Source organism: Idiomarina sp. Sol25 (genome assembly GCF_033052775.1).
Taxonomy (GTDB): Bacteria; Pseudomonadota; Gammaproteobacteria; order Enterobacterales; family Alteromonadaceae; genus Idiomarina.
The window spans coordinates 17,494-30,043 of record NZ_JAUPEW010000011.1; the positions used below are offsets into that span (position 1 = coordinate 17,494).

General features: G+C 49.6%; 14 protein-coding genes. 7 read left to right on the forward strand and 7 right to left on the reverse strand.

All coding sequences use genetic code 11. The features are described from left to right. From hisD to hisIE, 7 genes are read left to right on the forward strand one after another with little or no spacing between them, the layout of a single operon-like run. The gene (gene hisD, locus Q5L94_RS12410; RefSeq protein ID WP_317498703.1) at positions 1-1,329 is read left to right on the forward strand and encodes a histidinol dehydrogenase; all 1,329 of its coding nucleotides are present in this window, start codon (positions 1-3) and stop codon (positions 1,327-1,329) included. Then, positions 1,326-2,399 (forward strand): histidinol-phosphate transaminase, encoded by a 1,074-nt coding sequence (gene hisC, locus Q5L94_RS12415; protein WP_317498704.1) that lies wholly within the window; start codon positions 1,326-1,328, stop codon positions 2,397-2,399. Before hisD ends, hisC begins: the two co-directional genes overlap by 4 nt. Next, complete coding sequence (gene hisB, locus Q5L94_RS12420; protein WP_317498705.1) at positions 2,396-3,472, forward strand: bifunctional histidinol-phosphatase/imidazoleglycerol-phosphate dehydratase HisB; 1,077 nt, start codon at positions 2,396-2,398, stop codon at positions 3,470-3,472. Before hisC ends, hisB begins: the two co-directional genes overlap by 4 nt. Then, on the forward strand, positions 3,469-4,059 hold the full coding sequence (hisH, locus tag Q5L94_RS12425) for an imidazole glycerol phosphate synthase subunit HisH (protein ID WP_317498706.1): 591 nt from the start codon (positions 3,469-3,471) through the stop codon (positions 4,057-4,059). Before hisB ends, hisH begins: the two co-directional genes overlap by 4 nt. Then, positions 4,053-4,790, forward strand: coding sequence for a 1-(5-phosphoribosyl)-5-[(5-phosphoribosylamino)methylideneamino]imidazole-4-carboxamide isomerase (hisA, locus tag Q5L94_RS12430; RefSeq protein ID WP_317498707.1), 738 nt, complete (start codon positions 4,053-4,055; stop codon positions 4,788-4,790). Before hisH ends, hisA begins: the two co-directional genes overlap by 7 nt. Then, positions 4,772-5,569 carry an imidazole glycerol phosphate synthase subunit HisF gene (gene hisF, locus Q5L94_RS12435; RefSeq protein ID WP_317498708.1) on the forward strand — a complete coding sequence of 266 codons (798 nt, stop codon included), beginning with the start codon at positions 4,772-4,774 and terminating at the stop codon, positions 5,567-5,569. The genes hisA and hisF overlap by 19 nt, the downstream gene beginning before the upstream one ends. Beyond that, entirely contained in the window at positions 5,566-6,174 is a 609-nt protein-coding gene (gene hisIE, locus Q5L94_RS12440) for a bifunctional phosphoribosyl-AMP cyclohydrolase/phosphoribosyl-ATP diphosphatase HisIE (protein ID WP_317498709.1), read from the forward strand. The genes hisF and hisIE overlap by 4 nt, the downstream gene beginning before the upstream one ends. On the opposite strand, the gene Q5L94_RS12445 is transcribed toward hisIE, so the two are convergent. From Q5L94_RS12445 to Q5L94_RS12475, 7 genes are all read right to left on the reverse strand, one after another. Next, positions 6,171-7,559 (reverse strand): MATE family efflux transporter, encoded by a 1,389-nt coding sequence (locus Q5L94_RS12445; RefSeq protein WP_317498710.1) that lies wholly within the window; start codon positions 7,557-7,559, stop codon positions 6,171-6,173. The two genes, hisIE and Q5L94_RS12445, sit on opposite strands and share 4 nt — an antisense overlap. Positions 7,560-7,575: 16 nt before the next feature. Beyond that, positions 7,576-8,364 carry an alpha/beta hydrolase gene (locus Q5L94_RS12450; protein ID WP_317498711.1) on the reverse strand — a complete coding sequence of 263 codons (789 nt, stop codon included), beginning with the start codon at positions 8,362-8,364 and terminating at the stop codon, positions 7,576-7,578. 9 nt (positions 8,365-8,373) lie between these two features. Then, on the reverse strand, positions 8,374-8,781 hold the full coding sequence (locus Q5L94_RS12455; RefSeq protein ID WP_317498712.1) for an MAPEG family protein: 408 nt from the start codon (positions 8,779-8,781) through the stop codon (positions 8,374-8,376). 73 nt (positions 8,782-8,854) lie between these two features. Next, positions 8,855-9,502: an adenylate kinase gene (adk, locus tag Q5L94_RS12460; protein ID WP_317498713.1), complete on the reverse strand. Its 648-nt coding sequence runs from the start codon at positions 9,500-9,502 to the stop codon at positions 8,855-8,857. 117 nt (positions 9,503-9,619) lie between these two features. Beyond that, on the reverse strand, positions 9,620-11,533 hold the full coding sequence (htpG, locus tag Q5L94_RS12465) for a molecular chaperone HtpG (RefSeq protein ID WP_317498714.1): 1,914 nt from the start codon (positions 11,531-11,533) through the stop codon (positions 9,620-9,622). A 65-nt stretch (positions 11,534-11,598) separates the two neighbouring features. Continuing rightward, positions 11,599-12,204 carry a recombination mediator RecR gene (gene recR, locus Q5L94_RS12470; RefSeq protein WP_317498715.1) on the reverse strand — a complete coding sequence of 202 codons (606 nt, stop codon included), beginning with the start codon at positions 12,202-12,204 and terminating at the stop codon, positions 11,599-11,601. A gap of 16 nt (positions 12,205-12,220) precedes the next feature. Continuing rightward, the gene (locus tag Q5L94_RS12475; RefSeq protein WP_317498716.1) at positions 12,221-12,547 is read right to left on the reverse strand and encodes a YbaB/EbfC family nucleoid-associated protein; all 327 of its coding nucleotides are present in this window, start codon (positions 12,545-12,547) and stop codon (positions 12,221-12,223) included. Positions 12,548-12,550 lie beyond the last annotated feature (3 nt).

A 12,550-nucleotide genomic window follows, 5' to 3' on the forward strand; every position in this document is an offset into this window, starting at 1 on the left:
ATGAGTGAATTACGGATACCCATTGAACAATGGCAAAGCCTGTCGTCAGCGGAGCAAGCTCATCGTTTAGCGCGCCCCGGACAGGCTCAGGCAGAGTCGCTGCGAGAGAAAGTTGCAGTTATTCTGAGTGACGTACGTGATAACGGTGAGCGCGCGGTACTGAATTATACCCGCCAGTTCGATAACCCGGATGCGACCTCACTGCGAATGAGCGATGAACAGGTAGAAGCCGCCATTGCGAGTTTAGATGACAAAGTAAAGCGCGCTATAGATACCGCGTACCAGACCATTTACCGCTTTCACGAAGCGCAGTGCCCGCAGAATTTAAGCATTGAAACCGCGCCTGGAGTGCAATGTGAACTGCGTTATGCACCTTTAGACTCGGTTGGTTTGTATATTCCCGGTGGCAGCGCCACCCTGCCTTCTACTGCCCTAATGCTGGGTGTACCCGCGCAAATTGCCGGGTGTCAGCGTGTGGTTATGGTCAGCCCACCTAATAAACAAGGCGAATTACCAGCCGCCCTGCTCTACGCGGCTAAGCGTTGCGACGTAACCGATATTCTGCTGTGTGGCGGCGCTCAGGCAATTGGCGCGCTGGCGTACGGCATAGAGTCATCGCCTGCTGTAGGTAAAGTCTTTGGTCCGGGAAACAGCTTTGTTACCGAAGCCAAGCAACAAGTCAGCCAGAATGACAGCGGTTGTGCTATGGATTTACCGGCAGGCCCCTCAGAGCTTCTGGTTATTGCTGATGACAGTGCAAACCCGGCTTATGTGGCGGCGGATTTACTGTCACAAGCCGAGCACGGCCCGGACTCTCAGGTTATTTTGCTTACGCCGTCAATGACGGTTGCAGAAAACGTACGGCAGGAGCTGATTGCACAATGCGCTCAACTAAGTCGCGCCGACATTGCCGAGCAGGCCTTGCAGGCAAGTCGTCTGCTGGTGGTTTCAGATATGAATGAAGCCATAGCCATTAGCGAAACCTATGCGCCCGAGCACCTTTCTATTCAGACGGATAACGCGCGTGATCTACTGCCACAGTTGACCCGTGCTGGATCTGTCTTTGTCGGTCACTACACGCCGGAATCCGGCGGTGACTATGCCACCGGTACCAACCACGTGCTGCCAACTTACGGCTATGCCCGCAATTACAGCAGCCTTGGGCTGGTCGACTTTTACCGTCGTTATACGGTACAGGAAGCCAGCCAGGACGGATTGCGCCAGTTAGCAGAAGCCATTACGACTTTGGCTGACGTTGAAGGTTTAGATGCGCACAAGCGTGCCGTGACTATTCGTACGGAGACTGAGAGTACGGAGAGCAAACTATGAGTATTGTTGAGCAGTTACAGCGCCAGCACCTGAAGCAGCTAACACCGTACGCCTCTGCACGGCGCAGCATGAGCGGCGGCAATATCTGGCTGAACGCAAACGAATCGCCGTACAGTAACTCGTACAATGTTGATGACAGCAAACTTAACCGTTACCCGGAGTTTCAGTCTAAGCCGCTGAATCAGGCATACGCTGAATACGCCGGAGTTGAAGCTTCACAAGTGTTAAGCAGCCGCGGTTCGGATGAAGGTATCGAGTTACTGATACGAGCTTTTTGTGAGCCGGGCCAGGACAAGGTACTGATTTGCCCGCCCACTTACGGTATGTACGCTATCTCAGCTAAAACCTTTGCCGTTGGTGTTACTGAGGTTCCCTTACTAAATAGCGGAGAGATGAACAACTGGCAGTTGGATACGGAATCGATTATAGAAGCTGCTGCTGGGTGCAAAGTCATCTTTCTCTGCTCGCCTTCAAACCCGTTGGGAAATGCGCTAAATACCGATGATATTGAACAAGTGCTGCAACATTCGCCAAGCTCTATTGTGGTAGTTGATGAAGCCTATATTGAGTTCAGCTCTGGTGACAGCGTTGTCAGTTGGCTGGAACGTTATCCGAATTTGGTGGTGTTACGTACCTTATCGAAAGCCTTTGCTCTGGCCGGCATTCGTTGCGGCTTTTTGCTGGCGAATGACGACATCATTGAGCTACTGCAGAAAGTTCTGGCGCCGTATCCTTTGCCAGACCCGACAGTGCAAATTGCGGTTCAGACTTTGCAGACAAGCTCACTTGAGCGACTTCAGCAACAGGTAGCGGCTTTATTAGCCGAACGTACCCGGGTGCAAACAGCCTTAGAACAAACACCACTGACCCTGGTATCGGAAAGTGACACGAACTTTTTACTGTATCAATGTGAAGATGCCGCTGGTTTAGTGAAGACACTTGCCGATAACGGCCTATTAATACGTAATCAGTCGGCGCAGCGGGGGTTGGAAAACGTTGTTCGCATAACTATTGGCAGCGCCGCCGAAAATGACGAACTGATTCAACAGTTGAAGGACTATTTTTCATGAGCCAGAAGCCTATTTTATTCATTGACCGTGACGGCACCCTGGTTGAAGAGCCGGCCACAGACAAGCAGTTGGACAGCGTTGAGAAACTGGTGTTTGAACCGAACGTAGTACCGGCTTTGCTGAAGCTGCAACAGGCTGGTTATCAGCTGGTGATGGTATCCAACCAGGATGGCCTGGGTACAGACAGCTTTCCACAAGCTGATTTTGACGCGCCACATAATTTGATTATGGCGGTGTTTGAGTCACAAGGTATTCGCTTTGACGATGTTTTGATCTGCCCTCACTTTGACAGTGATAACTGCAGCTGCCGTAAGCCTGCGCTTGGGCTGGTAAAGTCGTACCTGAAAGAAGGCCGTGTCGATTTTACAAACTCCTACGTTATTGGCGACCGTGAAACTGACCTGCAGCTGGCTGAAAACATGGGTATTGAAGGCCTGCGTTACAGCCGCACCGAACTCAACTGGGATGCCATTGTACACCAGCTACTGGACAACCCGCGTACAGCGTCGGTTACACGCACCACACGGGAAACAGACATCAATATTAAGGTGGATTTAGACAGTCAGGCTCCGCGCGAATTTGATACCGGTATTGGCTTTTTTGACCACATGCTTGAGCAAATAGCCACACACGCGGGCTTCTCGCTTTCGGTTAAGGTTAAGGGTGACCTGCACATTGACGATCACCACACTATTGAAGACACCGCCCTTGCGCTAGGTCAGGCATTGCGCTCAGCACTTGGCGACAAGCGCGGCATTGGTCGCTTTGGCTTTGCTCTGCCCATGGATGAATGCCGGGCGGAATGTCTGATCGATTTATCCGGCCGCCCTTATTTGAAATGGGAAGCAGATTTCACCCGCGACAAAGTGGGTGAATTATCAACCGAAATGGTGGAGCACTTCTTCCGTTCATTAACCGATGCTATGGCAATGAGTCTGCACTTGTCGACCACCGAGGGTAATACCCACCACCAGGTCGAAAGCCTGTTTAAGGTATTTGGCCGGGCACTGCGTCAGGCCATTACCAAAACCGGAGACCAACAGCTGCCTTCAAGTAAGGGGATGCTGGCATGAATGTGGTGATTGTCGATACCGAGTGTGCCAACCTGACATCTGTCCGCTTTGCGGTCGAACGTTTGGGCTACTCAGTGCTTATTACCGATGATGCAGAACAAATACGCGCCGCAGACCGGGTTATTTTGCCCGGCGTTGGTACAGCTGCAGCGGCTATGCGTAACTTACAGCGCAAGCAACTCGTTGAGCCGCTGCGGGAGTTAACCCAGCCAGTGTTGGGTATTTGCCTGGGTATGCAATTGCTGACCTCACACTCGGAAGAAGGTGACGTTGACTGCCTGAATTTAATTCCGGCAAAAACCAAACGCCTGCGCGATTCTGGTCTGCCTTTACCGCATATGGGCTGGAATACTCTGCAACCAACCGCAGATAATCCGCTAGTCCAGGGAAATGACAGTTATTGCTACTTCGTGCACAGTTTTGCCGTGGCGGTTGATGAATATACTATTGCCAGCAGCGAATACGGAGAGCGCTTTGCCTCTATGATACGGCACAACAACTATTTTGGTGCGCAATTTCACCCTGAGCGTTCAGGTAAGACTGGCGAAGCTCTGCTGAAACGTTTTTTGGAGTTAACATTATGCTGATACCTGCCCTGGATTTAATAGACGGCAAAGTGGTACGCCTGTATCAGGGCGATTTCGCGCAAAAAACCGAGTTTGATTTAACCCCGCTGGGTCAGGCTCAGCTCTATGCAGAAGCGGGTGCCGAGTGGCTTCATCTGGTGGATTTAGACGGCGCTAAAGACCCGGACAAGCGCCAGCAGAAGCTGCTGGCTAAACTCGCCTCAGATTCCGGTATGAGGTGTCAGGCTGGCGGCGGAATTCGTACAACGGAGGATTTGGAAGCCTTGTTTGAAGCCGGTATTGAACGTGCCGTAATTGGTTCCACCGCGGTTAATAACCCAGACAGAGTAAAACAATGGTTCCAGACCTACGGCGGTGAAAAAATTGTACTGGCACTGGATGTGAATATTGACCAGAGCGGCAACGCCATGGTCGCTACCCACGGCTGGCAACAGGCCAGCACGCATACACTGGATGACATTCTCAACCGTTATCTGGACTTAGGCTGCCGCCATGTACTGTGCACCGATATCAGTAAAGACGGCACCATGACCGGCACCAATGTTGAGCTTTATAAGCGCTATAAAGCACTTTATCCGCAAGTGATCTGGCAGGCGTCCGGTGGCGTCAGTTGCCTGGATGATCTTAAAGATTTGAAAGCCGTGAACTGTGACTCGGTTATTTTAGGTAAGTCGTTACTTACCGGCGCTTTCACTATGCAGGAGGCATTAGCATGCTGGCAAAACGCATAATCCCTTGTCTGGATGTTCGCGACGGACAAGTGGTTAAAGGGGTTAAATTCCGTAACCATGAGATTATTGGTGATATTCTGCCGCTGGCAAAACGCTACGCAGAAAGCGGCGCTGACGAGTTGGTGTTTTACGACATTACCGCATCGGCAGATGGCCGAACGGTGGATAAGTCCTGGGTTGAGCGAGTCGCCCGGGAAATCAACATTCCTTTTACCGTTGCCGGCGGTATTCGGTCGGTTGAGCACGCACAAACCATGCTGTCTATGGGCGCGGACAAAATTTCCATTAATTCTCCTGCCCTGCTTAACCCCAATTTAATTAACACGCTGGTTGAGGAATTTGGTCAACAGTGCATTGTTATTGGCATCGACAGCTTTTATAACGAGCAGTCTGGCGAATACGAAGTGCACCAGTTTACCGGCGACGAGAGCAAGTCGCACAAATCGGCATGGCAGACAAAAGACTGGTTACAGGAAGTCATTTCCCGCGGCGCCGGTGAAATTGTGTTGAACTGTATGAATCAGGACGGTGTGCGTCAAGGTTACGATATTGCACAGCTGTCGGCATTGCGCGAGCATTGCTCTGTACCATTAATTGCGTCTGGCGGTGCCGGTGAGATTCAGCATTTTGTTGATGCCTTTCAAAAAGCCCGGGTTGACGGTGCTCTTGCGGCTTCGGTGTTTCACAAAAACCTATTCAGTATCAGCGACGTCAAAGCCGCAATGGCAGCCAATAATATTGCGGTTCGCCCCATTGAAGCGCTTCAGGAGACGACATGAAAATTGATTTGAACAACATAGACGGGCTGGCCTGGGAGAAAATGTCCGGCTTACTGCCCTGCACAGTACAGCACGCGTTAACAGGTGAAGTTCTGATGCAGGCTTACATGAATGCCGACGCCATTAAAAAAACTTTGTCGTCCGGCAAAACCACTTTTTACAGTCGCAGCAAAGAACGTTTATGGACTAAGGGTGAAAGCTCGGAAAACTACCTGCATCTTGAGGGTATATATTCGGACTGCGATAACGATGCCTTGCTCATTCAGGCTATACCCGATGGCCCAACTTGCCACTTAGGCAACCGCAGCTGTTTTTCCAACGCACCTAAACCCTTGCTGCATGAGCTCGACACGTTAATTGCCAACCGCAAAGGCGGAGATACCAACGAAAGTTACACTGCCAGCCTGTTTGCTAAGGGATTAAAACGAGTGGCGCAAAAGGTTGGGGAAGAGGGTGTTGAAGTCGCTCTGGCAGCAGCAACTGCTGATAAAGACGAGCTGGTTAATGAAAGCGCCGACTTACTCTACCACTTGCTGGTTGCGCTGAGAGCTAATGAGCTTAGCCTGGACGATGTGCTTGAGGTATTAGCGAAGCGCCGCGGTTAAGCAGCGCTGTTTAACTGCTCACGAAAATGCTTACGCTCGTATCGGCGAGATACGCGGCGTAGGCGCAGTGACAAGAGTACGGCCGCGACACTTAAGCCACTGATAAAGCCAATCCAGAACCCAGCCGCGCCCATGGCCGGCACGACCCAATCGGTCAGCCCCAGAATATAACCAACGGTTAAACCAAATGGCCAGTACGAAATAAAAGCCAATATCATTGGGTATTTTGTGTCTTTGTAGCCACGCAAAGTGCCAATGGAGATGGCCTGAAAGGTGTCCGATACAGTGAAAATAGCCGCCAGCCCCATCAGTGTCGCTGCCAGATTAATAATATCCTGGTCAGGAGTGTAAAGGCTGGCTAACCAACCACCGCCCAGATACATAATTAAACCGTTAACACCCGCAAACACGCCACCAAACAGCATCGCGAGCTTAAAGCTCAACATGGCGTTTTTAGGATTACCCGCACCCAGCGCAAAGCCTACCCGTAACGTCACCGCCATAGAGATACTTAGCGGCACCATATACACTAACGAACTTATGTTCAGTGCAATCTGGTGAGCAGAGACCACCGTCGGCCCCAGCGGCGCTATTAGTAAGGCAACAGCAGCAAACAGACTGACCTCGAAAAAGAGCGACATCGAAATAGGAAAGCCAATACGAATAACGTAGGTAACGTCGTCCCAGTTAGGCCGGTACCAGCGACGGAGCAAGCGCAACCGCTTGTAACGTTTGGCGGTAAAGGTATAAACCACCATTGAAAGTGCCATACCCCATAAGACAATAGCTGTTGCCAGGCCACAGCCGGCACCACCCAGCTCCGGCATTCCAAACTTACCGTAAACAAAAATGTAGTTTGCCGGAATATTTATCAGTAGCCCGATAAAACCAATGATCAGCGACGGCATGGTGTTCGACAAGCCCTCACAGAAGTTTCTCAGTACCGCATAAATAACAAAACCCGGTATGCCCCAGGAAATGTAAAACAAATAGTCCAGAGTAATGGCACGAAAGTCGTCTTCGACTTCCATGATGTCGAGCAACCAGGGCGCTAATGACATACCCAGTAAGGTGATGACACCGACAATGGCGCAAGCGTAGAAACCTTGCTGTAAGATGTTAGCGACACGCCGGTGCGAATTTGAGCCGTCCAAATGAGAGATAATGGGCGCTAATGCCAGCGCCAGCCCAAACACCAATAACGTTGCTGGCACAAAAATACTGCCGCCGACAGACACAGCGGCCAAATCAACCGCGCCTTTACGCCCTGCCATGACCGTATCGACGACACTCATTAACATTTGAGTTAACTGAGCCACGAGAATAGGACCGGTCAGTTTAGCCAGCTTATTAAATTCGCCTTTATTATTCGTCCACCAGTTCACGCGCGTTTTCTCTGGGTTAGGATTGCTTATGCAAAAATTGCAGGATACGCTGATTCACATCAGCCGGATGAGTCAAAGGTCCCATATGACCGGCACCAACAGAGTCTCGTTGGACATCAGGAAGTATCGTCGATAAAGCCTCTGCGACAGCTTTTGCACTACGACGAGTGTGTTCGCCTTGTAACAGCAGAACGCTTTGCTCTACGCCGCGGTAATCTTCCAGGCGTCGGGGTTCGTTAAGCAAGGCGTCGAAATCCAGAGCCACTTTAGCAGCCTGACTGACCATAATTTGCTGAATGCGTTCAGGCAAGGCATCAAAATATCCGGCGTCATTCCAGTAATCGACAAAGGTACGGGTGCATTCGACTGCGTCTTTACCGTGCATAGCGTGACTGATCTCCTGTATTTCCAGCATTCCGGGAGAATCGTCCGGTAACACGTGAAAGGCAACAGGTTCGTAGACAGCCACACCGGCAATTTTAAACGGCTTTTCCAACGCCAGTTTTAATGCAACAGCACCGCCATAGGAGTGACCAACCAGCTGCACAGGCCTGGATAAGGCAAGTTGCTCAACCGCGCTAATAATACGGGGCAGTTCCTGCTCCAGTCGAAAGTTTGCCGTAAACTCAACGTTAGGCGCCTGACCATAGCCCAGTAAATCAACCGCAATAACAAAGTGAGTGCTGGCTAATTCTTTTATTAACGCCCGCCACTGGCTACTGGCGCTCTGCGAACTGTGCAACAAAACAACCGGAGGGTTTTGTGATTCGCCATACAGATGAATACCGGATTCTAATTCAGACATAGCTTCACTTTATAATAAACTGACACCAACAAACTGACCGATACCAAAGCCAGCAGCTAACAATAAAACGGCAAAAGTCGTTAATACCCCAATGGTGCGGGGCAAACTCACGCCGACACTGCGGGTTAACCCTATAGCGTGACATAAGCGAGCTACGACTAACGCAATACCCAACCCATGGAGCAAAGCAAGTGGAGCGTATTGTACTTCCATCATAGCAAACAGAATAAGAGCCAGAGGCACATACTCAATAAAATTACCATGGATACGTACTGCAACGTTAAGCTCTTCCGCTTCACCTGTGCCTAAGCCTACCCGATGTTTCCAGCGCAAGCGGATAATGTTCACAGCCAAAACAAGATAAATAAGCGTTAAAATGCCCGCATAAAAGCCGGTGATTGTTAATTGAGATGTCATTGTAATGCCTCTTGTTATTCGTTGTGCCTGGCTTCATTAAAAAAGGCTCACCATGTGAGCCTTTTAGTAAAAATTACTTTCTGAGCAAGTCACCCAACTGCTCACTCACTCTTTCAACCGGTTGTGTACCATCAATTTTGTGATACTCCGTCTTACCCTCGTCAGACAGCTTTTGATAATACTCTACCAAAGGCTCTGTCTGTTCATGGTAAACCGAAAGGCGTTTACGAACGGTCTGTTCCTGATCATCCGGGCGGATGACCAGATCTTCACCCGTTTCATCATCTTTGCCTTCCACTTTCGGTGGGTTGTGCTCAATATGATAAACACGACCTGACCCAGGATGGACGCGACGCCCGCTCATACGATCAACGATAACTTCGTCCGGAACATCAAATTCCAGCACGTAATCAATTTCAATACCATTATCGCGCATCGCATCAGCTTGCGGAATAGTTCTTGGGAAGCCATCAAGCAAAAAGCCGTTCTGGCAGTCAGGTTCCGCAATACGTTCTTTAACCAACTCAATAATGATATCGTCAGACACTAATTGTCCGGCATCCATCACCTGTTTGGCTTTTTTACCCAGTTCCGATCCGGACTTGATTGCTGAGCGCAGCATATCACCAGTGGAAATTTGAGGGATCCCAAAAGTGTTCATCAGGAATTGAGCCTGAGTTCCTTTTCCAGCTCCCGGGGCGCCTAACAAAATAATGCGCATAGAAAACCTCTTTGCATGATTCAAAAGTCTGCCCCGAACTTTACCCTGACAGGCGGGCTATTACAAGCGTAGAAAGCCGCTGCAGGCAATGACTTACCCACAGCGGCTAGTACAAAATTAGGCGTTAAGCATTAATTTGTTAAGGCGGGTGACGAAGGAAGCAGGATCTTTCAAGTTTCCCCGCTCCGCTAAAGTCGCCTGATCCAATAACACTTCAGCCCATTCTTTGAAAGTCTCATCCTCTTTCGTCAGCATGCGTTGAACTAAGGGGTGCTCAGGATTCACTTCAAAGATGTACTTAGTTTCAGGAACTGTCTGACCAGCCGCTTCCATCAACTTAGCCATTTGCGTGCTCATATCATTATCATCGGTAATGATACAGGCTGGCGAATTGGTTAAGCGGTTAGTCACACGAACCTTCTTCACTTTGTCACCTAAAGCTTTTTCAAAGCGCTCCAGGTTTTCTTTAAAGGCTTCTTCCGCTTTTTCCTGCTCAGCCTTGTCTTCTTCGTCGTCCAGTTCACCTAAATCAAGGTCGCCACGAGTCACTGACTGCAACTGCTTCTCTTTAAATTCAGTCAGGTGGCTCATCAACCATTCATCAATGCGCTCTGAAAGCAGCAATACTTCAATGCCTTTCTTGTTGAAGATTTCCAGCGCCGGATTGTTTCTGGCGGCTTCGTAGCTGTCGGCAACGATGTAGAAGATTTTATCCTGGCCTTCTTTCATACGCTCAATGTAGTCGTCCAGGCTGACTGACTGCACAGCGCCATCGTTATGCGTGGAAGCAAAACGCAACAGTTCGGCAATACGCTCACGGTTAGTGTGATCTTCGGCCGGACCTTCTTTCAGCACATTACCAAAGGTATCCCAAAACTGTTGATACTGTTCTTTATCGTCTTTTGCCAGCTTTTTCAGCATTTGCAGTACTTTTTTGGTACTGCCGTTACGCATAGCACGGGTAATTTTATTATCCTGCAAAATTTCACGCGAAACGTTCAGCGGCAAGTCATTTGAGTCAACCAAACCACGCACAAAGCGGAGGTAAGTCGGCATTAACTGCTCAGCGTCGTCCATAATGAAGACACGCTTCACATAAAGTTTAACGCCATGCTGTTGTTCGCGGTTCCATAAGTCCCACGGAGCGCGTTTAGGAATGTACAGTAAGTTGGTGTATTCGGTTGTGCCTTCAACTTTGTTGTGGCTCCACAACAGTGGTTCATCAAAGTCGTGCGCTACCGTTTTATAAAACTCTTTGTATTCTTCGTCAGTAATATCTGACTTCTCACGAGTCCAAAGTGCCTGACCTGAGTTTACGGTTTCCCATTCGCCGGGCTGGCCTTCCACTTTGTTGCCTTCGTCGTCTTCTGACTCGGGTACCGGTTCTTTCCACATTTGAACCGGAATACTCAGGTGCTCTGAATATTTGTTGATAATGCCGCGCAGACGATTTTCATCTAAAAACTCATCGGCATCGTCTTTCAGGTGCAAAATAATATCGGTGCCGCGACGGGCTTTATCAATGTCAGCAATTTCGAAATCGCCTTCACCTTGCGAACGCCACTCAACCCCGCGAGCGTCTTTATCTAATACTGAACGGGTTCTTACGGTAACTTCGTCAGCAACAATAAAAGCTGAATAGAAGCCAACACCAAACTGGCCTATAAGCTTGCTGTCTTTTGCTTCATCGCCGGACAGCTGACCGAAGAACTCAGCCGTGCCTGATTTGGCAATGGTTCCCAGGTTATTCATTACGTCGTCGCGCGTCATACCAACGCCGTTGTCGCTGATGGTAATAGTGCGGCTGTCTTTATCAACAGAAACACGAACGTGCAGGTCACTGTCATCACCGTAAAGAGAGTTGTCGCTTAAGGCTTTAAAGCGCAGTTTATCTGCTGCGTCGGACGCATTAGAGACCAATTCGCGTAAGAAAATTTCTTTATTGGAATACAAAGAATGAATCATCAGGTGAAGCAATTGTTTTACTTCTGTCTGAAATCCATGTTTTTCCATTTGACCGGCTTCCGCCATAGTATATTTCTCCTGCTGTTATTACCTATGGCAATAACAATGGGGGCGCAGGAAACATTTTCAAGTCATCGGGAAAATTGTTTTCGGCCACTGAAGGCGTGACCCAGTGTGGTTTGATCAACATAACCCAGCTCACCGCCTACTGGCACTCCGTGAGCGATTCGGGTGGTGTTGATATTCAATTGCGCGGCAATGTCGGCAATATAGTGCGCGGTAGCATCCCCTTCCACTGTTGGGTTAGTTGCCAGCACAATTTCTTCCACCGGCTCGCTATGCAGTTGCCGCTCCAGCTCATCCAGACCAATGTCTGCCGGCCCAATACCATCCAGCGGAGACAAATGTCCCATCAGCACAAAATACCGCCCCTGAAATTGAGAGGTCTGTTCAATGGCTAATACGTCGGCGGGTGTTTCAACAATGCAAAGCACACCGTTTTCGCGTCGCATAGGGTTGCTGCAAATACGGCACAGAGGTTCTTCAGTTAAGGTCCGGCAACACTCGCAGTGGGCTACTTTTTCCACCGCCAACTGCAGAGACTCGGCAAGCCTTGAGGCTCCACCGCGATCGCGCTCAAGCAAATGAAACGCCATACGCTGTGCCGACTTTTGGCCAACACCCGGTAGGCGTTTTAAATTGTCAACCAGTTGATCGATTGCCGGACTGATACTCATTAACTGACCTTAATACTTAGAAAGGCATTTTAAAGCCCGGAGGTAGACCCATACCGCCGGTTATTTCAGACATACGCTCTTTGCTGGTCTCTTCAACTCGACGTACAGCATCGTTGGTTGCTGCAGCAATCAGGTCTTCCAGCATATCCTGGTCATCTTCCATTAAGCTGGGATCAATGCTTACGCGCTTTACGTTGTGGTTACCCAGCATGGTAATTTTAACCAGTCCGGCACCGGCTTCACCGGTAACTTCCATATTGGCAACTTCTTCCTGGGCTTTTTGCATGCGGTCCTGCATTTGTTGCGCCTGCTTCATCATATTACCCATTCCACCTTTAAACATAAT